We start from the raw sequence: 23757 nt of genomic DNA on the forward strand, positions 1-23757 counted from the left end.
ACCCACACCCACCCCAGGGGGTTTGTGTGGTGCATCTGTATCTGTGTGTTGTTTCAGATACCGCACAGTGGACGCGTAGCTTCTTTGTTGGTAAGTCCTCGGCCGATTAGTACCAGTCACCTACACCCGTTACCGGGCTTCCAGTTCTGGCCTATCAACCCCATGGTCTGTGGGGGGCCTTAACCACTCGAAGGTGGTGAGAAACCTCATCTTGGAACAGGCTTCCCGCTTAGATGCTTTCAGCGGTTATCCCTTCCGAACGTAGCTAACCAGCAGTGCCCTTGGCAGGACAACTGGCACACCAGAGGTTCGTCCGTCCCGGTCCTCTCGTACTAGGGACAGCCTTCCTCAAGTTTCTGACGCGCGCGGCGGATAGAGACCGAACTGTCTCACGACGTTCTAAACCCAGCTCGCGTGCCGCTTTAATGGGCGAACAGCCCAACCCTTGGGACCTACTCCAGCCCCAGGATGCGACGAGCCGACATCGAGGTGCCAAACCATCCCGTCGATATGGACTCTTGGGGAAGATCAGCCTGTTATCCCCGGGGTACCTTTTATCCGTTGAGCGACACCGCTTCCACTTGCCGGTGCCGGATCACTAGTCCCGACTTTCGTCCCTGCTCGAGCTGTCACTCTCACAGTCAAGCTCCCTTGTGCACTTGCACTCGACACCTGATTGCCAACCAGGCTGAGGGAACCTTTGGGCGCCTCCGTTACATTTTAGGAGGCAACCGCCCCAGTTAAACTACCCACCAGGCACTGTCCCTGAACCAGATCATGGTCCGAGGTTAGAAGTCCAATACGATCAGAGTGGTATTTCAACGATGACTCCACCAACACTGGCGTGCCAGCTTCACAGTCTCCCACCTATCCTACACAAACCGTACCGAACACCAATACCAAGCTATAGTGAAGGTCCCGGGGTCTTTTCGTCCTGCCGCGCGTAACGAGCATCTTTACTCGTAATGCAATTTCGCCGAGTCTGTGGTTGAGACAGCAGAGAAGTCGTTACGCCATTCGTGCAGGTCGGAACTTACCCGACAAGGAATTTCGCTACCTTAGGATGGTTATAGTTACCACCGCCGTTTACCGGGGCTTAAATTCTCAGCTTCGCACCCCGAAGGGCGCTAACCGGTCCTCTTAACCTTCCGGCACCGGGCAGGCGTCAGTCCGTATACATCGTCTTACGACTTCGCACGGACCTGTGTTTTTAGTAAACAGTCGCTTCTCTCTGGTCTCTGCGACCACACCCAGCTCAGACCGCAAGGGCCATCACCAGACGTGGTCCCCCTTCTCCCGAAGTTACGGGGGCATTTTGCCGAGTTCCTTAACCACAGTTCTCTCGATCGCCTCAGTATTCTCTACCTGACCACCTGTGTCGGTTTGGGGTACGGGCCGTGTACCAACTCACTAGAGGCTTTTCTCGGCAGCATAGGATCACTGAATTCACCTCAATCGGCTACGCATCACCTCTCAGGCTCAATGTTGTGCGGATTTGCCTACACAACGCCCTACAGGCTTACACCAGTACAACCACTGACTGGCCCAGCTACCTTCCTGCGTCACCCCATCGCTTGACTACTACAGCAGGGGTCGTGCGCAGCCCCATCCAGCTTCCCGAAGGAAGTCTTTCAGGTTTTGGGCACTTAGCACCACTGATTCGCCATTGGGCGCGGATACACGGGTACGGGAATATCAACCCGTTGTCCATCGACTACGCCTGTCGGCCTCGCCTTAGGTCCCGACTCACCCTGGGCGGATTAACCTGGCCCAGGAACCCTTGGTCATTCGGCGGACGAGTTTCTCACTCGTCTTTCGCTACTCATGCCTGCATTCTCACTCGCATAGCCTCCACGGCTGGATCACTCCGCCGCTTCCATGGCTACACGACGCTCCCCTACCCATCCACACCACTGGAAGAAGATCCGTAGACCAACCTCGGTGTTATGTGTGAATGCCGCGGCTTCGGCGGTGTACTTGAGCCCCGCTACATTGTCGGCGCAGAATCACTTGACCAGTGAGCTATTACGCACTCTTTCAAGGGTGGCTGCTTCTAAGCCAACCTCCTGGTTGTCTTCGCGACTCCACATCCTTTTCCACTTAGTACACGCTTAGGGGCCTTAGCCGGCGATCTGGGCTGTTTCCCTCTCGACTACGAAGCTTATCCCCCGCAGTCTCACTGCCACGCTCTCACACACCGGCATTCGGAGTTTGGCTGATTTCGGTAAGCTTGTAGGCCCCCTAGACCATCCAGTAGCTCTACCTCCGGTGTGAAACACGTGACGCTGCACCTAAATGCATTTCGGGGAGAACCAGCTATCACGGAGTTTGATTGGCCTTTCACCCCTACCCACAGCTCATCCCCTCAGTTTTCAACCTAAGTGGGTTCGGGCCTCCACGACGTCTTACCGTCGCTTCACCCTGGCCATGGGTAGATCACTCCGCTTCGGGTCTAGAACATGCGACTGGAAACGCCCTATTCGGACTCGCTTTCGCTACGGCTACCCCACACGGGTTAACCTCGCCACATGCCACTAACTCGCAGGCTCATTCTTCAAAAGGCACGCCATCACCCACCCACCCGAAGGTGGCGCAGGCCCTGACGGATTGTAAGCGCACGGTTTCAGGTACTATTTCACTCCCCTCCCGGGGTACTTTTCACCTTTCCCTCACGGTACTAGTCCGCTATCGGTCACCAGGGAGTATTCAGGCTTACCGGGTGGTCCCGGCAGATTCACAGCAGATTTCACGGGCCCGCTGCTACTCGGGCACTTTTCACGAGAGCCAAGAAGTTTTCGTTTACCGGACTATCACCGTCTATGGCAGGCCGTTCCAGACCACTTCAACTAACAACTTGGTTTCTAACTCTCGCTCATCACGGCAGTGATGAGAAGAAAAGCCCCACTACCCCACACGGACAACGACTGCCGTCTATCACATCCGCATGGTTTAGCCTCATCCGCTTTCGCTCGCCACTACTCACGGAATCACTATTGTTTTCTCTTCCTGTGGGTACTGAGATGTTTCACTTCCCCACGTTCCCTCCACACACCCTATATATTCAGATGCGGGTAACACGACATCACTCGTGCTGGGTTTCCCCATTCGGAAATCCTCGGATCTCAGCTCGGTTGACAGCTCCCCGAGGCTTATCGCAGCCTCCTACGTCCTTCATCGGCTCCTGGTGCCAAGGCATCCACCGTACGCTCTTAAACACTTACTAACAAAGATGCTCGCGTCCACTGTGCAGTTCTCAAACAACACACCCACTCAAACCCCAACCCCGCACCAGCAGAAGACCTTTCAGCCTTCCCGGTATGACAGGAGATCCGAGCGGATCGTTATCTTGCCTGGAAAGAACGCCTGTTCTTTCAGGACCCAACAGTGTGTCGATATATTCACCGCGACCAACCACACAGGATTGATCGAATGCGATAAAGCTTGTCAGCGTTCCACCCATGAGCGTCCGCAGTTCTACATGTGAGAACTAAACGGTCTCTGACGCGGTCGAGGACGACTGTTCGAACCGACCAGCGTAGAAGTGCTCCTTAGAAAGGAGGTGATCCAGCCGCACCTTCCGGTACGGCTACCTTGTTACGACTTCGTCCCAATCGCCAATCCCACCTTCGACGGCTCCCTCCACAAGGGTTAGGCCACCGGCTTCGGGTGTTACCGACTTTCATGACGTGACGGGCGGTGTGTACAAGGCCCGGGAACGTATTCACCGCAGCGTTGCTGATCTGCGATTACTAGCGACTCCAACTTCACGGGGTCGAGTTGCAGACCCCGATCCGAACTGAGACCGGCTTTAAGGGATTCGCTCCACCTCACGGTATCGCAGCCCTCTGTACCGGCCATTGTAGCATGTGTGAAGCCCTGGACATAAGGGGCATGATGACTTGACGTCGTCCCCACCTTCCTCCGAGTTGACCCCGGCAGTCTCTCACGAGTCCCCGCCATTACGCGCTGGCAACATAAGATAAGGGTTGCGCTCGTTGCGGGACTTAACCCAACATCTCACGACACGAGCTGACGACAGCCATGCACCACCTGTACACCGACCACAAGGGGGCCTACATCTCTGCAGGTTTCCGGTGTATGTCAAACCCAGGTAAGGTTCTTCGCGTTGCATCGAATTAATCCACATGCTCCGCCGCTTGTGCGGGCCCCCGTCAATTCCTTTGAGTTTTAGCCTTGCGGCCGTACTCCCCAGGCGGGGTACTTAATGCGTTAGCTACGGCACGGATCCCGTGGAAGGAAACCCACACCTAGTACCCACCGTTTACGGCGTGGACTACCAGGGTATCTAATCCTGTTCGCTACCCACGCTTTCGCTTCTCAGCGTCAGTTACTTCCCAGAGACCCGCCTTCGCCACCGGTGTTCCTCCTGATATCTGCGCATTTCACCGCTACACCAGGAATTCCAGTCTCCCCTGAAGTACTCTAGTCCGCCCGTATCGACCGCAAGCCCACCGTTGAGCGGTAGGTTTTCACGATCGACGCGACGAACCGCCTACAAGCTCTTTACGCCCAGTAATTCCGGACAACGCTCGCACCCTACGTATTACCGCGGCTGCTGGCACGTAGTTGGCCGGTGCTTCTTCTACAGGTACCGTCACTTACGCTTCGTCCCTGTCGAAAGAGGTTTACAACCCGAAGGCCGTCATCCCTCACGCGGCGTCGCTGCATCAGGCTTCCGCCCATTGTGCAATATTCCCCACTGCTGCCTCCCGTAGGAGTCTGGGCCGTGTCTCAGTCCCAGTGTGGCCGGTCACCCTCTCAGGTCGGCTACCCGTCGTCGCCTTGGTAGGCCATTACCCCACCAACAAGCTGATAGGCCGCGGGCCCATCCTGCACCGATAAATCTTTCCACCACAAAACATGCATCCCGTGGTCATATCCGGTATTAGACCCAGTTTCCCAGGCTTATCCCGAAGTGCAGGGCAGATCACCCACGTGTTACTCACCCGTTCGCCGCTCGTGTACCCCGAAGGGCCTTACCGCTCGACTTGCATGTGTTAAGCACGCCGCCAGCGTTCGTCCTGAGCCAGGATCAAACTCTCCGTTGAAGACTCTCAATCACACCCCAAAGGATGCAATCAGAAGAATTAACCAGAGTCCGAAAACCTTGGCAAAATCAAACGCCAGCAAAAGTATTTGCTGACTAAAATGTCCAGCCCCACCACACGGGGGTATGAGGAGCCGGAACCAATAAATAATTGGCACTGACATTCATCGACACACTATTGAGTTCTCAAAGAACACACACACAAACCATCTCGCGGGTTTCATCCCGGTCGATCGGTGAGGCAACTTATCCAGCTTAGCTCAGCCTTGAACCCGAATCAAAATCGGGGTCTCGTTCGAGCTAGTGTGATCGTCAGGCGCTCTACGTCCTACCTCGTTTCCCTGGTCCTTGGCTCAGCCTTTCGGCTCAGCGCGTCGGCCCCGGGTCGGTGTCCGTGTCGCTCTGACTCGAATAAAGTTACGTGTCGGCGTGCACGATGTCAAATCGCCTGGTCAGGAACGGTTTTCGACGAAACGAAATCGTCGCCTGCCGTTCACATGATCAATCCGCGGCGCCGACTCGCTCCACCTGACCACCCAATGCCTGCAGCTGCTCAACGAAATTCGGGTAGCCGCGGTCGATGTGGAAGACGTCGTGCACCTCGGTGGTGCCGTCGGCAACCAGACCGGCAAGTACCAATCCTGCGCCCGCCCGAATATCCGAGGACCACACCGGCGCACTCGACAGCCGCGGAATTCCGCGCACCACCGCGTGATGTCCATCGGTGCGCGCATCGGCGCCCAGCCGGATCATCTCCTCCACGAAACGGAAACGCGCCTCGAAGATGTTCTCGGTGATCATCGAGGTGCCGTCGGCGATCGCGGCGAGACCGATGGCCATCGGCTGCAGATCGGTCGGGAAACCCGGAAAGGGCAGCGTCGAGAAATTGACCGCCCGCGGCCGCTCGGCCTGGATCACCCGGAAACCATCCGGTTCGAACGAAATACGCGCGCCGGCCGAGCGCAGCTTGTCCAGCACGAGGGACAGGTGCTTGGGATTCACCCCGGTGACCCGGACATCGCCCATGGTCATCACCGCGGCGATCCCCCAGGTCGCGGCCACGATCCGATCACCGATCACCTGGTGCGTGGTGGGCTCGAGGCGCTCGACACCCTGGATGGTGAGCACCGAGGTCCCCGCGCCGCTGATCCGCGCGCCCATCCGAACGAGCATGTTGCAGAGATCGACGATGTCGGGTTCGCGGGCGGCGTTGTCGATGACCGTCTCGCCCTCGGCCAGCACGGCCGCCATGAGGATGTTCTCGGTCGCCCCCACCGAGGGAAAGTCCAGCCTGATCCGTGCACCCTGCAGTTCGTCCGCGCGCGCGACCACACAACCGTGCTCGATTTCGCTGGTCGCGCCGAGCAGCCGCAGACCCGCCTGATGCATATCCAACGGCCGCGAACCGATCGCGTCACCGCCGGGCAGCGCGACAACCGCCCGCTTGCACCGCGCCATCAGCGGACCGAGCACACAGACCGACGCGCGGAACTGCGTCACCGCGGGGAAATCCGCGTGGTACTTCGGCTCCGCGGGCGTGTTGATCGTGACGACCGAACCGTCGATCATGACGTCGCAGCCGAGGCCGCGCAGCACATCACCCATCAACGGCACATCGAGGATGTCCGGGCAGTTCGTAATGGTGGTCGTGCCCTCGGCCAGCAAGGCAGCCGCCATCAACTTGAGGACGCTGTTCTTCGCACCCCCGACCGCGACCTCACCGACGAGTCGATTCCCGCCAGTAACCAAAAACCGTTCCATGCCGCCTCTCCGCGTATTCGGCGCACTGTTGGTGCAAAGGATAGTTGCGTTGCGGGCCGGCGGTAGCAGTGCCGGGGTTATATCCAGGTAGCTGGGACGCGTTCCGGGGTGTCCAGCAACTTTTGCGTGTCGCGCCGCGCACCATTGCGAGCGGCCAGTGGTTCACAGTCCTGTGTCGTAGGTCTCATTCAGAAGTTACCCACGCCCACACGAGATCAGTCGTGCGGTTCGCAACGATTACGTCTGTTCCCCACCAGGCTTCCACAGCACATCGCCGCCCGGGTTGGCGACTCGGCTGAGGATGAACAGCAAGTCGGAGAGGCGGTTCAGGTACTTCGCCGGGAGGATATTCGTATCGTCCGGATGCGCCTCGATCGCGGCCCAGGCGGAACGCTCTGCGCGCCGCGCCACCGTGCGGGCGGTGTGCAGCAGGGCGGCCAATGGTGTGCCGCCGGGCAGAATGAACGAATTCAGCGGTGGCAGTTCGGCATTGAACTCATCGCACCACGCTTCGAGCCGGTCGATATAGGGCTGGGTGATGCGCAGCGGCGGATACTTCGGCTCCGCGACGACCGGTGTCGACAGATCCGCACCCGCGTCGAACAGATCGTTCTGCACCTGCCGCAACACCTTCAGCAACTCCGGCGCGGGTTCGCCCAATGCGACGGCGACACCGATCGCGGCATTCGTCTCGTCACAGTCCGCATAAGCGACCAGCCGCGGATCCGTCTTGCCCACCCGCGAGAAGTCGCTGAGACCAGTGGTCCCATCGTCGCCGGTCCGCGTATAAATCCGCGTCAGATGCACACTCACACGTCCACCCTATCGCTGCCTACGAAACGGCTGATTCCGCAAGAACACGGGTAATTCGCCGGGTACGCCCAAAACTCAGTGGCCACTGGACCGCGAGCACCCACGTCTGGCAAACGGTTCGGGCAGGGGGCGAGCACGCTCACGGTTTCAACCTAGAGCCCCGGTAGGCGGCGGGTGCGATCCGACGGTCGGGATTCGACCCAGGACAGGAACGCCGCGAGTGAGCCGCGGTCCAGGGCCAGTTCGTAGTTGCCGTCATTGTCGGAGACCGCGGTCACCGCGATCTCATCGGTCATGATGTCGTATTCGTCGCCGCGCGGGCCGCGCCGATCACCGATCTCGATGCCCTGGCGTCGAATGGTGGAGTCCGGGCCCAGTTTGAGGCTGGAGAGTTTGTAGAAGACGACGCGATCCTCGTCGTATCGAATCAGACCGTGCCGCCAGCCCTGCCCGCCGCGCGCGGGCAGCACTCGCAGGATCGCGGCGGTTCCGCCGCGGCGCAACATGATCAGCCGATAGGTGGAGGCGAGGGCCAGGAGAACGAGCGTGAGCACCAGAATGATCAGGAGAACCATCCCGGTCTGCAATGCTGTTCGTCCCTTCGCTCCGCCGCCGTGTCGACGACACGGTATTCGATCGGCGGTGTTCGCAGGCCCTCCGTGGCTTCGCAGGCTACCGCCTCCGGGCCCTGATGCGCACACCGCCGTTCGGCCATTCAACCATGGCCCAAAGTTTACAAATGGCGGGGCCTTGTCTTTGAAAGATCGAGGCCGGAAATGCCACTGTCGGCGGCGAAGGAAGCCTTCGCCGCCGACAGTGTCGTACGCAATCCCGATGCGGTGCTTACGCGTTCGCGTTTGCCTCCTCGACCGCGCGCACCTGGCCCTCGGCCGCCACCTTCTGTTCCTCGGTGGCGTCGGCGTCGGCCAGCACCCGACGGGCCGCCTCGACGTCGATCTCATCGGCGAACTCCGCGGACTCGGCCAACACCCGGACCGAGGTCGCGGTCACCGAGAAGAATCCGCCGTGCACCGCCGCGGTGATCCGCTCACCCTCGGTGGGCACGATGCTCACGATGCCGCCCTCGACCAACTGGCCGAGCAGTGGCTCGTGGCCCGCCAAGATGCCGATCTGGCCCTCGGTGGTCTGCGCGCTGACGAACGTCGCCTGGCCGGACCAGAGCAAACGCTCGACGGCGACGAGATCAACTGACATCTCCGCCATGGGTGACTACTTTCCGGCGATCTTCTTCGCGGCCGCCTCGACGTCGTCGAGACCACCGCAGGAGTTGAACGCCTGCTCCGGGAAGTGGTCGAACTCGCCCTTGCAGACGCGGTCGAACGCCTCGATGGTGTCGGTCAGCGGCACCACGGAACCCGGCTGGCCGGTGAACTTCTCGGCCACGATGAAGTTCTGGCCGAGGAACTTCTCCAGACGACGGGCCCGGCCGACGAGGACCTTGTCCTCTTCGGAGAGCTCGTCCATACCGAGGATGGCGATGATGTCCTGCAGTTCCTTGTACTTCTGCAGGATCCGCTTCACCTCGTTGGCGACCCGGAAGTGCTCGGCGCCGACGATCGAGGCCTCCAGGATGCGGGAGGTCGAGGTCAGCGGGTCGACGGCCGGGTAGATGCCCTTCTGCGAGATCGGGCGGGAAAGCTCGGTCGTCGCGTCGAGGTGGGCGAAGGTGGTCGCCGGAGCCGGGTCGGTGTAGTCGTCGGCGGGCACGTAGATGGCCTGCAGCGAGGTGATGGACCGACCACGGGTCGAGGTGATGCGCTCCTGCAGCTCACCCATCTCGTCGGCCAGCGTGGGCTGGTAACCGACGGCGGACGGCATGCGGCCGAGCAGGGTCGACACCTCGGAACCGGCCTGGGTGAACCGGAAGATGTTGTCGATGAACAGCAGCACGTCCTGGTGCTGCACGTCGCGGAAGTACTCGGCCATGGTCAGGGCCGAGAGGGCGACGCGCATACGGGTGCCCGGCGGCTCGTCCATCTGGCCGAAGACGAGGGCGGTGTCCTGCAGGACGCCCATCTCTTCCATTTCCAGGTGCAGGTCGGTGCCCTCACGGGTGCGCTCACCGACACCGGCGAACACCGAGGTGCCGGAGAACTCACGCGCGATACGGGTGATCATCTCCTGGATCAGCACGGTCTTGCCGACACCGGCACCACCGAACAGACCGATCTTGCCGCCCTTCACGTACGGGGTCAGCAGGTCGATGACCTTGATGCCCGTCTCCAGGATCTCGGTCTTACCCTCGAGCTGGTCGAATGACGGGGGCTTGCGGTGGATGCCCCACTGCTCGCCGTCGCGGCCCAGGCCGGGGGTGTCGAGGCAGTCGCCGAGGGCGTTGAACACGTGGCCCTTGGTGATGTCGCCGACCGGCACCGAAATCGGCTTGCCGCTGTCGGTGACGGTGGCGCCACGGACCAGACCGTCAGTGGGCTGCATCGAGATGGTGCGCACGATGTTGTCACCGAGGTGCTGGGCGACCTCGAGGGTCAGGGTCTTGGCCACCGAGGTCAGGGTGATCTCGGCGTGCAGAGCGTTGAACAGCTCAGGGATCGAACCCCGCGGGAACTCGACGTCCACGACGGGGCCGATGACGCGGACGACGCGACCTGTTTTCGCGCCCGTCCGGCTCTCTTGAGTGACAGCTGCGGTCATTTGTTGGTTCTCTTCCTGCGCTTAGTCGCGGTCGGAGCTCGAAGCCAGCGCGTTCACGCCGCCGACGATTTCGCTGATTTCCTGCGTGATCTGGGCCTGCCGCACCGAATTCGCCTGCCGGGTAAGCACATTGGCCAGTTCGTTGGCGTTGTCGGTGGCTGCCTTCATTGCGGTGCGCCGAGCCGCGGACTCGGATGCCGCTGCCTCGAGCAACGATGAGTAGATGCGGGTGTTGATGTACTTGGGCAGCAGCGCCGCCAGCAGCACATCGGCATCGGGCTCGAACTCGTACTGGGCCGTCAACTCGGACGGGGCGACCCCGTCGGAGAAGGAGTCCTCACCCAACTCGAAGTTCTCGTCGACGAAGCTGACCTGGATCGGCGCCAGGCGGCGCACCTCCGGGGTCTGGGTCAGCATCGAGACGAAACGGGTGTACACAATGTGCAACTCGTCGACGCCCTCGATATTGCCGGTCCCGTTCGGCGCCGGCACCTCACCTTCGGAGCCCGCCATGAAGGCGTCAACGAGGTGGTGGCACGCGGCCGTGGCGTCGTTGTACTTCGGCTGCTGGGAGAACCCGGTCCACGCGTTGACCAGCGGACGACTCCGGAAGGTGTAGTACGTGAGGCCCTTGTTGCCCATCACGTACAGCACCGGCTCCTTGCCCTCGCCACGCAGGGTGACCATGAGCTCCTCGGCGCGCTTGAGCACGTTGGAGTTGTAGCCACCGCACATGCCGCTGTCACTGGTGATCACCAGGACGGCCGCACGGCGCGGGTTGGCCCGCTCGGTCAGCAGCGGGTGCGCCAGACTCGTCGACGCACTCGCCAGCTCGCTGAGGACCTTGGTGATCTCCTCGGCGTATGGCTTCGCGGCCGCAACCCTGGCCTGGGCCTTGGAGATTCGCGAGGTCGCGATCAGCTCCTGGGCCTTGGTGATCTTCTTGATCGAACTCACACCACGAATGCGGGAGCGCAATTCACGCAAGCTTGCCATCAGCGGTTCACACTCCCTTCATTCGCCAGAATCGAATAGCGCATCAGCTCGCTCGATTACTTCTCGACGTGCTTGCGGGTCACCGACAGCGATTCGACCTCTTCGTGGTCGAGCTCACCGGCGGCTGCCTCGTTCACGACGCGCGAACCGTCGGACGCGAGGAAGCTCTGCTTGAACTTGTCGGTGGCCGCCTTGATGGCATCGCCGTTCTCGTTGTCGAGCACCTTGCCGCCCTCGATGGACTTGAAGGCGTCGGCCGCGCTGCGGTGCAGATCCTCGAGCAGTTCGCTGTTGAAGCGACGGATGTCGCCGACCGGAACCGAGTCGAAGTAACCGGCGTCGACCAGGAAGATCGAGACGATCTGGTCCTCGACCGCGACCGGCGAGTACTGGTCCTGCTTGAGCAGCTCGACCCAGCGGGCGCCACGCTCCAGCTGCGCCAGCGACGCGGCATCCAGGTCGGAGGCGAAGGCGGAGAACGCCTCCAGCTCGCGGTACTGCGCCATTTCCAGACGCAGCGAACCGGCGACCTTCTTCATGCCCTTGGTCTGGGCGGCGCCACCGACACGGGAGACCGAGGTACCGACGTTGATCGCCGGACGGACACCCTTGTTGAACAGGTCGGACTCGAGGAAGACCTGGCCGTCGGTGATGGAGATGACGTTGGTCGGGATGAACGCCGAGATGTCGTTGGCCTTGGTCTCGATGATCGGCAGACCCGTCATCGAACCGGCGCCCATCTCGTCGGACAGCTTCGCGCAACGCTCCAGCAGACGGGAGTGCAGGTAGAAGACGTCACCGGGGTACGCCTCGCGGCCCGGCGGACGACGCAGCAGCAGCGAGATGGCGCGGTACGCCTCGGCCTGCTTGGTCAGGTCGTCGAACACGATCAGGACGTGCTTGCCCTGGTACATCCAGTGCTGGCCGATGGCCGAACCGGTGTAGGGCGCAAGCCATTTGAAGCCGGCGGAGTCGGAGGCGGGGGCCGCGACGATGGTGGTGTACTCCATCGCGCCGTGCGACTCCAGCGCGGTCTTGACGCCCGCGATGGTGGAGCCCTTCTGGCCGATCGCGACGTAGATGCAGCGCACCTGCTTCTTCGGGTCGCCGGTCTCCCAGTTCGCCTTCTGCGCGAGGATCGCGTCGATGCAGACCGCGGTCTTGCCGGTCTTGCGGTCGCCGATGATCAGCTGCCGCTGGCCGCGACCGATGGCGGTCAGGGCGTCGATGGCGGTGATACCGGTGGCCAGCGGCTCTTCGACCGGCTGGCGCTGCAGCACGGTCGCGGCCTGCAGCTCGAGCACGCGCTGCTCTTCGGCCTCGATCTCGCCGAGGCCGTCGATCGGCTGGCCCAGCGGGTTGACCACGCGGCCGAGGAACTTGTCACCGACGGGGACCGAGAGCACGTCGCCGGTGCGGCGAACCTGCTGGCCCTCTTCGATTTCCGCGAACTCGCCGAGGATGACCGCACCGATCTCGCGGTCCTCGAGGTTCAGCGCGACGCCGAGCACACCACCCGGGAATTCGAGCAGTTCATTGGCCATTGCCGAGGGCAGGCCGCTGACGTGCGCGATGCCGTCACTGCAGTCGGTGACAACACCGACTTCTTCGATGGAGGTTTCCGGGGTGTAGCTCTGGGTGTAGCTCTCGATCGCGCTACGGATCTCATCGGTGGAGATCGTCAGCTCCGCCATAGTCTTCCTGCTCTCGCTGTCTGGTCTGAATGTCGGGGGAGGTGGGTGTCAGGCCAGAGCCCGACGGAGCCGTTCCAAGCGGCCGGTGGCGCTGCCGTCGATGAGGTCGTCGCCGACCCGCACCACGACGCCGGTCAGCAGACTCGAATCGACCTGCACGTGCACCGTGACCGGCTTGCCGTAGATGCGCTGCAACGATGCCGCGAGATGGTCTCGCTGCTGGTCGGTCAGTGCGACCGCGGCACGCACATGCGCGACGATCTGGTCACGCCGGGCGGCCGCGAGGTCGGACAGTTCGGCGAACGCTTCGCCGATGCCCGCCTTCGGCCGGGTGATCACCTGGGCCGCCAGGGTCTGGGTGATGGGGTCGGCCTTGCCCGCGAGCAGCCGGTCGATCAGCTCGCGCTTGGCCTGGACAGGCTTTGCACGGTCCGAAACTGCCTGCTCCAGGTCGGGATTGTCGCCGATGATCCGGCCGAGCCGGAACAGTTCGTCCTCGACCGCCCCGAGCCGTCCGCTGTCGGCGGCCGACTCCAGCAGCGCCTCCTGGCCGAGCAACACCAGGGTGTCGACCAAATCGGCGGTGCGCGACCAGGTCTGGGCCACCGCGGTGGTCAGCACCGCCAGGGTGGCGGGGCTGACCTTGCCGCTGAAGACCCGCTCGCTGAGTTCGGCGCGCACCGAGCCGGGAACCGACACGTCCGCGAGCGCAACACGCAGCGAACGCTGGTCGTCCAGCACGGCGACAACGGCGAACAGTTCCGACCCCGTCGTGGCCGCAACACTGTCGCTTCCGGTCAGAGCGGCCCGAAGCGCCTCCCGTGCCCGGGAGCTTGCCTCGCGGCTCGCTGCGTACATGCTTCTCACTTTCGCGTCGCTACCTTCCGACCCCGATGCTGGCATTCGACTGATCGAGTTCGGACAGGAACCGGTCGATCGATGCCGCCTGCTTAGCTTCGTCCGAAACCGACTGTCCGATAATCTTTTCGGCCAAATCGACGGCAGTTTTGCCGACTTCGGCACGCAGCTCGGTCAGGATCTGCTGACGCTGAGCTTCCAGCTGGCTGTGACCGGCGGCGACGATGCGGTCGCTTTCGGCCTGGGCTTCCTCGCGCATCTGCGCGAGAATCTGCTGGCCCTGGGTGCGTGCGTCCTCACGGATGCGCGCGGCCTCGAGCCGAGCGTCGGCCAACTGCTGCTGGTACTGCTGCAGCGTCAGCTGGGCTTCTTCCTGCGCGGCCTCGGCCCGCTGGATGCCGCCCTCGATCTTGTCCGCACGCTCATCCAACACCTTGATCAGGCGCGGGATGACGTACTTGTAGAAAACGACGCCGATGATCGCGATGACGACCACCGACCACACGATGTCGTAGGTCTCCGGGAGCAGGGGATTGATGTCTTCCCCTGTCTCCGCGGCCAGTAAAGAAAGCGTGCTCATCGCAAACTCAGAAGATGAAGCCGGCGACGAGGCCGATCAGCGCCAGGGCCTCGGTGAACGCGATACCGAGGAACATGTTGGTGCGGATGGTGCCCTGCAGCTCGGGCTGACGGGCGATGCCCTCGATGGCCTTACCGACCACGATGCCCACGCCGATGCCGGGGCCGATGGCAGCGAGACCGTAGCCGATGGCGCCGTAGCCCTTGATCTTGTCGGGGGTAGCGGCTTCGGCGGCCAAGGTAGCGAGGCTCATGAGTCTTCCATTCCCTTTCTGTTGCTCACCCGCCGGTCGGCGTGGTGTAGCAGGTATTCGGTAGTCGTTCGGTCAGTGCGAATCAGCGTGTTGTGCGAGTCCGATGTAAACGGCGGTCAGCAGCGCGAAAACGTAGGCCTGCAGGAAGATGACCAACATTTCGAACAGCGTGAATCCGAGTCCGGCGAGCAGCGAGAACGGCGAGAACACCTTCATCCAGGCCGCGGCGTCGAACAGGAAGAACCAGGTGGCGCTGAAGAACAGCACCAGCATGATGTGACCGGCCAGCATGTTCGCCATGAGTCGGACGGTCAGCGTGAACGGGCGCAGGATGAACGTCGAGACGAACTCGATCGGAATCAGCAACACGTGCAAGGCGGGCGGAACATTCGGAACCACGATGCTGCTGCGCATGTAGGTGGCGAACCCGTACTTCTTGATACCCACGAAGTTGAACGCGAGGTACGCGATGAGGGCCAGCACCAGCGGCATGCCGATTCGAGCGTTCGACGAGATGTTCAGCCCCGGAATGATGCCGGAGAAGTTGAGAAACAGAACCGCGAAGAAGATCGTCGCGATCAATGGGAAGTACTTGCGACCGGATTCCTTACCGAGCACCTCGTCGCAAATCTGATCCTTGACGAACACCAAACCGGTTTCGGCTATGTTCTGCAGGCCGCGCGGGACGATGCGAGGATTGCGGAATGCCAGCACCATGACGAGCACCAGCACGGCGGTCATCAGCAGCCGGATCAGCATCAAACGGTCGAGTTCGAACGGCGTACCCTCGAACAGCACCGCTGGAGGGAAGAAGTCGGACAGCGATGGCGCGTGGAACTCGCCCGCCAAAGTGGTGACGCTCAGCGTTCTCTCCCGTGTTCGGGCCGCGGGTACGGTCATTCCCGCGGTTCGATCGGACATTGACGATCAATTGGGTCGACTCAGGTCGGCTCGAAATTCGTCAGCAGCTGTGCGGCATCCCGCATGGGCGTCTGTACGTAGTGTCGGCGACATCGTCGACATGCAGAACCGGAACCCCTCGGAGTCCGGTACGGCAGTAAGCATAGCTGCCGCTCGGCGGGATCTCGGTGATCCCCCCTTGCTTGGTCGCTTGCTTACCAACACTTTACCAAGTTATCTACGACAGCGTGTAGGTGGGTGCGATTATTGCTGCGCAGAGGGTGAATCGGACCTATCGGTCGGTATGTTTACATACGGAACCTTCTGCCGCAGAACGCCATACGTCTCCGCGCCGAGCACGATGAGCAAGGACCCGACCACGGTCAGGAACAGCGCCATTCGATCGTAGAAATCGAATCGCTGCAGCACCGCGATCACGATCATCGCGACCAGCAGCTTGCCCACCCAGCTCACCAACATGACCAGGCCAGCGGTGCTCGGCGGCAGCTTCGCGCCGAACAGCACCACGGCCGCGGTGGTGAGGATGAAGCCGCCGCCGATGGCCGCGCCGAGCAGCGCGCCCCAGAGTCCGGACAGGCCGGCGACCGCAGTGGCGATGGTCACCGAAAGCACCACCAACACGGCCAATCCGATCACGCCGTAACGCAGCGCCGCCTTCAGCGGAGCGTCGGGACCGGGGACGGGGTTAGTGAGACTCACGGACCGAACTTTACCCGGATATTGCCTTACGGATCCGCGGGCTCCTTGCGGCGCAGGCCGGGTATGGCGGTCACCACAAGCGCGAAAACCAGCCCGCCCGCCATCATCAGCACGACAATCCGGCGATCGTGGATGAGCGAAGTGCCGACCGCGCCGAAGGCGAGCACGCCGACCCATAAATAGATCACCAGCACAACGCGGCGGTGTGAATGTCCGATCTGCAACAGCCGGTGATGCAAGTGCATTTTGTCCGGTGTCGAGAAACTCACACCCGCACGCACTCGGCGCACGATCGCCAGCAGCAGATCCAACACCGGAATGAACATCACCGCACCGACCAGCAGCAGCGGCGAAAGCAGACCGATGATGTCGCGAGGTCCGTAGCCCGCCAAATTGATTCGACCCGAGGCGCCCGTCGACACCGCCGCCAGCATGAGCCCGATCAACATCGAACCGGAATCGCCCATGAATATCCGGGCTGGCGAAAAATTGTGTGGCAGAAATCCCAGACAGGCGCCCGCGAGCGCGGCGGCGAGCAGCGCGGGCGGATAGGTGTCGACCGAACCGCCCTGGCTGTAGAGCAGGCCGACGGAGAATACGAAGACCGCGCCCGCGCAGATCAGGCCCAGTCCGGCGGCCAAGCCGTCGAGTCCGTCGACGAAATTCATGGCATTGACCAGGGTCACGGTGATGCCGACGGTGACCAGGCCGCCCTGCAGTGCGTCCAACACCACGGTGGTGTCGTTGAACACGTTGTAGATGACGTACCAGCTCAGGCCCATGACCGCCATCACACCGGCGGCGGTGACCTGACCCGCGAATTTGGTCAGCGCATCCAGGCCCCACCGGTCATCGACGATGCCGACGAGCACGATGAGCGTGGCCGCGACCAGCACCGCCGGGATATCCGGCCGGTAGTCGAAACCCCGTCGCAGCGCGGGCAATTGGTGCGCGAAGAGCACGGCCGCGACCACCCCGACGTACATGCCGACCCCGCCCATCCGCGGAATCGGCTTGACGTGCACATCGCGTTCGCGCGGCACCGCGACCGCGCCGAAGGCGATGGCCAGCACTCGAATTCCGCCGGTGGCGAGGAAAGTAACCGTGCCCGAGATGAGGAGCACGAGCAGCAGCTCGCGCAACGGAACTACAGCACTCGAACCGATCATCCGATTATCTGATCCACCATGCGATCACTGCGTCCCGGGATCACCGCGTCGCGACGCTGGTCAGCGCCTCCGGGGACATCCCGAGCACATCGGCGATATCGCCGACCGATACCGCGCCCTCGCGCAGGATCCGCGGCTGATCTGCGGTGAGATCGACGATGGTGGAGGCGACGGCGTGTTCGGCCGGGCCGCCGTCGAGGTAGACCCCGACCAGATCGCCGAGCTGATCGCGCGCCTCGGCGGCGGTCTTGGCGGGCGGCTGTCCAGAGACATTGGCGCTGGACACCGCCAGCGGGCCGACCTCGCGCAGCAGCTCCAGCGCGACCGGGTGCAGCGGCATTCGCAGCATCACCGTGCCGCGCGTATCACCGAGGTCCCACGCCAGCGAAGGTGCTTGCTGCACAACAAGACTCAGACCACCGGGCCAGAACGCCCGGATCAGCTCGCGGGCCTGCGGGCGCACCGAGAACACCAGGCCGTCGATCGTGTGCCAGGAACCGACCAGCACCGGTACCGGCATATCCCGACCGCGCCGCTTGGCGGCGAGCAATTCGCTCACCGCGGTCGAATCGAACGCGTCGGCGGCCAGGCCGTACAGCGTGTCGGTAGGCAGCACGACCAGGCGTCCGGATTTAAGGGCGCTGGTGGCCGCGGTCAGTCCGGCGGCGCGCGAGTCGGGATCCGCGCAGTCGTAGACGGTACTCACGGCCCCCATCCTGTCACGCATGCCACTCGATGCCACCATCCCGGGGTGCGCGTAGCGGTCGGTGGCGCCGATCAGGTGCGGGTGGCGGCGACGAAGCGGGGCTTACCAGCGAGGTCCGGATGCTCGATGATGTCGGCGAATTCACCCTGTTTCGCCAGGAGGGCGGCCAGGTCGGAGCCGTTGGTGTCGTCGTGTTCGATGGCGCAGGAGCCGCCGGAACGCAGCAGGCGGGTGATGGTGGGAAGCATCTGCCGGATGACGTCGAGTCCGTCCGGGCCGCCGAACAGGGCCAGATGCGGGTCGTGGTCGGCGACTTCCGGATCGAGTTCGGCGTCTTCGGGTATATACGGCGGATTGGAGACGATGAGATCGACCTTGCCATTCAAGTCGGTGAGCAGATTCGGGTCGGTCACATCGTCGGCGTAGAGCGTGATCGGGGTGTCGCCCTCGGCAATGCGCAGGTCGGCATTGCGGCGCGCCCATTGCAGGGCCGCGGGATCGATCTCGATCGCGTGCACGTCCGCATCCGGGCGGGCCTGGGCGATGGCCAGCGCCAGCGCGCCGGAACCGGTGCACAGGTCGATCACGACCGGGGTGTGATCGTGCGGCAGCGTCTCCAATTGCGCCAATGCCCAGGCGAACAGCAGCTCGGTCTCCGGTCGCGGCACGAAAACGCCGGGACCGACCTCGAGATCGATCTCGCCCATCGAGGCGGTACCGGTCAAGTGCTGCAACGGAATTCGTTCCGCGCGCCGGGCGACCAGGGCGCGGTATTGCTCGATCACCTCGGGGGTGACCAGCGGTGTCAGCGCCAACCGGGTCCGTTCGACGCCGAGCAGGTGGGCGGCCAGATGTTCGGCGTCGGCTTGCGGACTGTGCACGCCCGCGGCGCGCAATGTCTCGACGGCTTGGTTGATGGCTGGGCGCAATGCCACACGAGTTCCGGACATGATGTCGACACTCCCCGTTCTGGGCGTACCCGGTGAGCTACCCATGTTGTCACCAACTCAGTTGATCTGTCCCGAACATCGGGCCCTGGCGTCGACTATTCCGCCGCCATGCGCGCTTCGCGATCCGCCTTGCCCAGTGCGTCCAGAAGTGCATCCATATCGCCATCGAGGACGGCGTCCAGGTTGTGCGCCTTGAAACCGATGCGGTGATCGGCGATCCGGTTCTCCGGGAAGTTGTAGGTGCGAATCCGTTCGGAGCGGTCGACCGTGCGGATCTGGCTGGCCCGGCCCGCCGCGGCCTCCTGATCGGCCTGTTCCTCGGCCAATGCCTGCAGCCGGGCCGCGAGCACCTGCATGGCGCGGGCCTTGTTCTGCAGCTGGGAGCGCTCGTTCTGGCAGGTCACCACGATGCCCGAGGGCAGGTGGGTGATGCGGACCGCGGAGTCGGTGGTGTTGACGCCCTGACCGCCCTTGCCGGAGGACCGGTAGACGTCGATGCGCAGATCCGATTCGTCGATCTGCACCTCTTCGACCTCATCGGGCTCCGGATAGATCAGTACGCCCGCCGCGGAGGTGTGGATGCGGCCCTGGGATTCGGTGACCGGAACGCGCTGGACGCGGTGCACGCCGCCCTCGAACTTCAGGCGCGACCACACACCGTCCCTGGTGGCGTCGCGGCTCTTGATCGAGAGCGTCGCATCCTTGTAACCGCCCAGGTCGGAGACGGTGACACCAAGGATTTCGACCTTCCAGCCGTGCCGCTCGGCGTAGCGCACGTACATGCGGGCCAGATCCGAGGCGAACAGCGCGGATTCCTCGCCGCCCTCACCGGATTTGACCTCGAGCACCACATCGTCGCCGTCGTGCGGATCGCGCGGGGCGAGCAGGTCGGCTAGTTGCTGCTCCAACTCGACGACCTGCGTCTGCAGGTCGGGGACCTCGGCCGCGAAGGCGGCGTCGTCGGCCGCGAGTTCCTGTGCGGCGGCGAGGTCGTCGCGCGCGGTCTTCAGTTTGCTGTAGGTGGCCATGATCGGGGCCAGCTCGGCGAAACGCTTGCCGACCCGGCGCGCGGCGCCCGGATCGTTGTGCAGCGCCGGATCGGCCAGCTGCGTCTCCAGGCCCGCATGCTCGGCCAGAATGTCATCGATCGCGGACGGTTGCGTCATGCTGCTTCCTCTCTTACCCGTACTGGCCACACAAAAGCGCCGACGCCCGGCCTGCTGAGCAGGACCGGGCGTCGGCGAGGAAGCTACTTGCTCTCTGCGTCGGCCTTCTTGCCGGCACGCTTGCCGTAGCGAGCCTCGAAGCGGGCCACGCGACCACCGGTGTCGAGGATCTTCTGCTTGCCGGTGTAGAACGGGTGGCACTGCGAGCAGACCTCGACGGTGATGTGTCCCGACTCCTTGGTGCTGCGAGTCTGGAAGGTGTTGCCGCAACCACAGACGACCGTGGTCTCGACATACGCCGGATGAATTCCTGCCTTCATGGATGTCCTCTCGATATTGGCCGCCGGGTCGCCCGTGCAGATCGCATGGACGTGAACCGGAGCCGACTAGGCGGGAGGTCTGCTCACCAGAGCAGACGCAACAGCCGTTCAGTATGCCAGAACAGCGGTTACGCTCCCAAAACGCCCCCGGCCCCGCCTTTGTTCCCGGCACCGTTCTCAGCCTGGTCGCCGCGCGCATACGCCCGCGCCCGATCCGTCCGGCCGCGAGTACTCCCCCCGCTCCTTCGCCCCAAGAAGTTCGGGCACGCGTGCGAGGAGCTCTTAGTGAACTCTTAAATCGAGTAGCTCGTAATTCAAGTAGCTCGTAATTCAAGTAGCTCGCTACTCGTGAATACGAACAGGCCTGTTCATAGAGTTTGAGGCTGATGCACATCGGCGTGCCGAGACAGAAAGGAGAACCCTGTGAACAGCCGCGTCGCTCTTGCGGTTTTCGTTTCGTTGATTCTCGCTGTCGCGGTCGGCTGGTTTGCCGCCCCGGACCGCCCGGACACCTACGCGTACGCGAAACCGACTGCCGCACAGTATGATCCGGCCAATACGGCCATGAGCTCCGGTAGCGGAGCCGCGACGACGGCAATCATCCTGGCCTTCATGATCGCGGGCGCGGCCGGCATCGGCCTAGCCTTCTTCAGCCCGAGAACGCCGCAAGGGCGCTCCCCCGCCGCCCCGCGCCTTTCGCCGGAGGTCGCGTACATCACGACCACCGCCGCGGACCGGCGACAGGTCGTGGATGTCAGTTCCCGACGAGTTACCCATGTGCGCACGAAAGTGGCGTCTGCGCAACGAGTACGGGGACTCCACCTCGGCGGAGTCCCCGTTCACTCATTCGTCGAGCGCGCCCGGCGCGGTCTTGCTTACCTGCATCAGGAACTCGAGGTTGTTCTTGGACTTCTTCAGACGGTCGATCAGCAGATCGATCGCCTGGTGCGAGTCCAGGCCGGACAGTACGCGGCGCAGCTTGTGCAGCACCGCCGCCTCGTCGGGGCTGAGCAGTAGCTCGTCCTTACGAGTGCCGGACGGATTGACGTCGACCGCCGGGAACACGCGCCGTTCCGCGATCTTGCGGTCCAGCTTGAGTTCGGCGTTACCGGTGCCCTTGAACTCCTCGAAGATCACCGTGTCACCGGTGGAACCGGTCTCGACCATGGCGGTCGCGATGATGGTGAGCGAGCCGCCGTTCTCGATATTGCGCGCCGCGCCGAGGAACCGCTTGGGCGGGTACAGCGCGGTCGAGTCGACACCACCGGAGAGGATGCGGCCCGAGGCGGGCGAGGAGTTGTTGTACGCGCGGCCCAATCGGGTGATCGAGTCGAGCAGCACCACAACGTCTTTGCCCATTTCCACCAGGCGCTTGGCGCGCTCGATGGCGAGTTCGGCGACCGAGGTGTGATCTGACGGCGGACGGTCGAAGGTCGAGGCGATGACCTCACCCTTCACCGAACGCTGCATATCGGTGACCTCTTCCGGACGCTCGTCGACCAGCACGACCATGAGGTAGACCTCGGGGTTGTTGGTGGCGATGGCGTTCGCGATGTCCTGCATGATCGTCGTCTTACCGGCCTTGGGCGGGGAGACGATCAGGGCGCGCTGGCCCTTGCCGATCGGCATGATCAGGTCGATGACGCGGGTGGTCAGCTTGTTCGGCTGAGTCTCCAGCCGCAGGCGCTGGTTCGGGTACAGCGGGGTGAGCTTGGCGAATTCGGGGCGCCGCTTGGCCGCCTCGACCTCACCGCCGTTGACCATGTCCAGCCGCACCAGCGGATCGAACTTCTGACGCTGGTTGCTCTGCTCACCGTCGCGCGGGGCACGCACCGCACCGGTGATCGCGTCACCGCGGCGCAGGCCGTTCTTGCGGACCAGGTTCATCGAGACGTAGACGTCGTTCGGTCCGGCCAGGTAACCCGAGGTGCGCACGAAGGCGTAGTTGTCCAGCACGTCGAGAATGCCCGCGACCGGCTGCAGGACGTCGTCCTCGCGGATCTCGAGCTCGCGGGCCTCACCGCCACCGGCGCCGCCCTCGCGGTCGCGACCACGACGACGTTCCCGGAAGCGACGTCCCCGCCGTCCGCGACCGCCCTCGTCCTCGTCACCGCCGCGGCTCGCGTCGCCGCGGCCACCGCCCTCGCCGCCGCGTCCGCCGTTGGCGCCGTTCTGGCCGCGCTCACCCTGACGTTCGCCCTGGCCGCGCTCACCCTGACGTTCGCCCTGGTTGCGCTCGCGGCGGCGTTCGCCCTGCTCCTGGTCCGACTTGGGCTCATCACCACGGGCCTCGCCCGCGGCGGCCTCGCCACCGGCACGCGCCTGGTCACGACCGCGACGCTGCCTGCCGCGACCGCGCTGACCGGCCTCGCGACCGGAATCCTCGGTGGTCTCCGACGGCGCGGCCTCGGCCTGCGCCTGCTCGGCCTTGGGTTCGGCCGACTTCTCGGCGGACTTCGGCGCGGCGGATTCGGCGACGGCCGCCTTCGCGGGAGCCTCCTTCGCCGGGGCTTCCTTCGCCGGAGCGGGAGCCTCCTTCGCCGGAGCGGAAGCAGCGGGCGCCACGTCGAGGGTGCCCTGCTCGGCCTTTACCGGCGCCGCCTTGGCGGTGTCCGCATCGGACTTCACCTCGCCACGCGCGGACTTTTCCGCCTTCGCCGACTTTCCGGCCTGATTTTCCTTGATGGCGGCGATCAAATCGCCTTTGCGCATTCCAGAGGTGCCTCGGATACCGAGCTCCCCCGCGAGCGCGCGCAACTGCGGCAACAACATTCCAGTCAGCCCCGATCGTGCGACGTCGGTTTGTTCGCTCATCTTCGAAATCTGTCCGGAGTCACTTTCGCGGTCCCCTGTCGGGCTGGAATCCACCCCGGGTGTCGCGAGCAGGTCCGTATCTGTCACGGAAATCCTTTCCTTCCCTCGACTGCCGTGTGCCGTTTCGAGGGTTCCGTCCCGCAGTCCGGGCGTTGTGCCGGACTCGGATGCGAGGGCCGAACAAAAAGCTCGGACCGGCGCTTTTGCCGTATCACCTGCCCCGCCGGACCGGCGGCTTCGCCACCAGTTCCTGAAAGGTGGGAGAGATCATTCCAGTTGCGCAGCTACGCAGCACCCCCATGGCCTGGAGGCTCGA

The 23757-nt window shown here is 63.3% G+C and carries 18 protein-coding genes and 2 rRNA genes; all 20 read right to left on the reverse strand.

Annotated elements, in window-relative coordinates; translation table 11 throughout:
- Positions 1–86 precede the first annotated feature (86 nt).
- A 23S ribosomal RNA gene (locus ACHQ4I_RS37405) occupies positions 87–3223 on the reverse strand.
- A 329-nt stretch (positions 3224–3552) separates the two neighbouring features.
- Positions 3553–5069: ribosomal RNA gene (locus ACHQ4I_RS37410) — 16S ribosomal RNA — on the reverse strand.
- The 16S and 23S rRNA genes sit together here, the layout of an rRNA operon.
- A gap of 500 nt (positions 5070–5569) precedes the next feature.
- Positions 5570–6829, reverse strand: a complete 1260-nt coding sequence (gene murA, locus ACHQ4I_RS37415) for a UDP-N-acetylglucosamine 1-carboxyvinyltransferase (protein ID WP_420776655.1) — start codon at positions 6827–6829, stop codon at positions 5570–5572.
- 237 nt (positions 6830–7066) lie between these two features.
- Positions 7067–7642 (reverse strand): cob(I)yrinic acid a,c-diamide adenosyltransferase, encoded by a 576-nt coding sequence (locus ACHQ4I_RS37420; RefSeq protein ID WP_420776656.1) that lies wholly within the window; start codon positions 7640–7642, stop codon positions 7067–7069.
- A gap of 152 nt (positions 7643–7794) precedes the next feature.
- Positions 7795–8217, reverse strand: coding sequence for a DUF2550 domain-containing protein (locus tag ACHQ4I_RS37425; RefSeq protein WP_420776657.1), 423 nt, complete (start codon positions 8215–8217; stop codon positions 7795–7797).
- A 268-nt stretch (positions 8218–8485) separates the two neighbouring features.
- Complete coding sequence (locus ACHQ4I_RS37430) at positions 8486–8866, reverse strand: F0F1 ATP synthase subunit epsilon (RefSeq protein ID WP_420776658.1); 381 nt, start codon at positions 8864–8866, stop codon at positions 8486–8488.
- Between the two features lie 6 nt (positions 8867–8872).
- Complete coding sequence (atpD, locus tag ACHQ4I_RS37435; protein ID WP_364785252.1) at positions 8873–10315, reverse strand: F0F1 ATP synthase subunit beta; 1443 nt, start codon at positions 10313–10315, stop codon at positions 8873–8875.
- Positions 10316–10336: 21 nt separating this feature from the next.
- Positions 10337–11311, reverse strand: a complete 975-nt coding sequence (locus ACHQ4I_RS37440) for a F0F1 ATP synthase subunit gamma (RefSeq protein ID WP_420776659.1) — start codon at positions 11309–11311, stop codon at positions 10337–10339.
- 56 nt (positions 11312–11367) lie between these two features.
- The gene (gene atpA, locus ACHQ4I_RS37445) at positions 11368–13005 is read right to left on the reverse strand and encodes a F0F1 ATP synthase subunit alpha (RefSeq protein ID WP_420776660.1); all 1638 of its coding nucleotides are present in this window, start codon (positions 13003–13005) and stop codon (positions 11368–11370) included.
- Between the two features lie 48 nt (positions 13006–13053).
- Positions 13054–13863: a F0F1 ATP synthase subunit delta gene (locus ACHQ4I_RS37450; protein WP_420776661.1), complete on the reverse strand. Its 810-nt coding sequence runs from the start codon at positions 13861–13863 to the stop codon at positions 13054–13056.
- A gap of 19 nt (positions 13864–13882) precedes the next feature.
- Positions 13883–14443, reverse strand: a complete 561-nt coding sequence (locus tag ACHQ4I_RS37455) for a F0F1 ATP synthase subunit B (RefSeq protein WP_420776662.1) — start codon at positions 14441–14443, stop codon at positions 13883–13885.
- A gap of 7 nt (positions 14444–14450) precedes the next feature.
- Complete coding sequence (locus ACHQ4I_RS37460; protein ID WP_420776663.1) at positions 14451–14696, reverse strand: ATP synthase F0 subunit C; 246 nt, start codon at positions 14694–14696, stop codon at positions 14451–14453.
- Positions 14697–14768: 72 nt separating this feature from the next.
- Positions 14769–15617: a F0F1 ATP synthase subunit A gene (gene atpB / locus ACHQ4I_RS37465; RefSeq protein ID WP_420776664.1), complete on the reverse strand. Its 849-nt coding sequence runs from the start codon at positions 15615–15617 to the stop codon at positions 14769–14771.
- Positions 15618–15860: 243 nt separating this feature from the next.
- Complete coding sequence (locus tag ACHQ4I_RS37470; protein ID WP_420776665.1) at positions 15861–16316, reverse strand: Cg1360 family ATP-synthase-associated protein; 456 nt, start codon at positions 16314–16316, stop codon at positions 15861–15863.
- A 26-nt stretch (positions 16317–16342) separates the two neighbouring features.
- The gene (locus ACHQ4I_RS37475; RefSeq protein ID WP_420776666.1) at positions 16343–17485 is read right to left on the reverse strand and encodes an MraY family glycosyltransferase; all 1143 of its coding nucleotides are present in this window, start codon (positions 17483–17485) and stop codon (positions 16343–16345) included.
- Between the two features lie 40 nt (positions 17486–17525).
- On the reverse strand, positions 17526–18191 hold the full coding sequence (locus ACHQ4I_RS37480; protein ID WP_420776667.1) for an L-threonylcarbamoyladenylate synthase: 666 nt from the start codon (positions 18189–18191) through the stop codon (positions 17526–17528).
- A gap of 71 nt (positions 18192–18262) precedes the next feature.
- Entirely contained in the window at positions 18263–19141 is an 879-nt protein-coding gene (gene prmC / locus ACHQ4I_RS37485) for a peptide chain release factor N(5)-glutamine methyltransferase (protein ID WP_420776668.1), read from the reverse strand.
- 95 nt (positions 19142–19236) lie between these two features.
- Positions 19237–20307, reverse strand: a complete 1071-nt coding sequence (gene prfA / locus ACHQ4I_RS37490; RefSeq protein ID WP_420776669.1) for a peptide chain release factor 1 — start codon at positions 20305–20307, stop codon at positions 19237–19239.
- Positions 20308–20390: 83 nt separating this feature from the next.
- A complete protein-coding gene (gene rpmE, locus ACHQ4I_RS37495; RefSeq protein ID WP_330252538.1) occupies positions 20391–20627 on the reverse strand; it encodes a 50S ribosomal protein L31 in 237 nt (78 codons plus the stop codon).
- A gap of 843 nt (positions 20628–21470) precedes the next feature.
- Positions 21471–23528, reverse strand: a complete 2058-nt coding sequence (gene rho, locus ACHQ4I_RS37500; RefSeq protein WP_420776670.1) for a transcription termination factor Rho — start codon at positions 23526–23528, stop codon at positions 21471–21473.
- Between the last annotated feature and the right edge of the window lie 229 nt (positions 23529–23757).

Source organism: Nocardia nepalensis (genome assembly GCF_048910785.1).
Classification (GTDB): Bacteria; Actinomycetota; Actinomycetes; order Mycobacteriales; family Mycobacteriaceae; genus Nocardia; species Nocardia nepalensis.

Bases quoted from the DNA above. Each gene is read 5' to 3' on its own strand.
- ACHQ4I_RS37450 (WP_420776661.1), bottom strand. From the start codon at position 13,863: ATGTACGCAGCGAGCCGCGAGGCAAGCTCCCGGGCACGGGAGGCGCTT.
- ACHQ4I_RS37425 (WP_420776657.1), bottom strand. From the start codon at position 8,217: ATGGTTCTCCTGATCATTCTGGTGCTCACGCTCGTTCTCCTGGCCCTC.
- prmC (WP_420776668.1), bottom strand. From the start codon at position 19,141: ATGTCCGGAACTCGTGTGGCATTGCGCCCAGCCATCAACCAAGCCGTC.
- ACHQ4I_RS37475 (WP_420776666.1), bottom strand. From the start codon at position 17,485: ATGATCGGTTCGAGTGCTGTAGTTCCGTTGCGCGAGCTGCTGCTCGTG.
- atpD (WP_364785252.1), bottom strand. From the start codon at position 10,315: ATGACCGCAGCTGTCACTCAAGAGAGCCGGACGGGCGCGAAAACAGGT.
- prfA (WP_420776669.1), bottom strand. From the start codon at position 20,307: ATGACGCAACCGTCCGCGATCGATGACATTCTGGCCGAGCATGCGGGC.
- ACHQ4I_RS37440 (WP_420776659.1), bottom strand. From the start codon at position 11,311: ATGGCAAGCTTGCGTGAATTGCGCTCCCGCATTCGTGGTGTGAGTTCG.
- rpmE (WP_330252538.1), bottom strand. From the start codon at position 20,627: ATGAAGGCAGGAATTCATCCGGCGTATGTCGAGACCACGGTCGTCTGT.
- murA (WP_420776655.1), bottom strand. From the start codon at position 6,829: ATGGAACGGTTTTTGGTTACTGGCGGGAATCGACTCGTCGGTGAGGTC.
- atpA (WP_420776660.1), bottom strand. From the start codon at position 13,005: ATGGCGGAGCTGACGATCTCCACCGATGAGATCCGTAGCGCGATCGAG.
- ACHQ4I_RS37455 (WP_420776662.1), bottom strand. From the start codon at position 14,443: ATGAGCACGCTTTCTTTACTGGCCGCGGAGACAGGGGAAGACATCAAT.
- ACHQ4I_RS37460 (WP_420776663.1), bottom strand. From the start codon at position 14,696: ATGAGCCTCGCTACCTTGGCCGCCGAAGCCGCTACCCCCGACAAGATC.
- atpB (WP_420776664.1), bottom strand. From the start codon at position 15,617: ATGTCCGATCGAACCGCGGGAATGACCGTACCCGCGGCCCGAACACGG.
- ACHQ4I_RS37430 (WP_420776658.1), bottom strand. From the start codon at position 8,866: ATGGCGGAGATGTCAGTTGATCTCGTCGCCGTCGAGCGTTTGCTCTGG.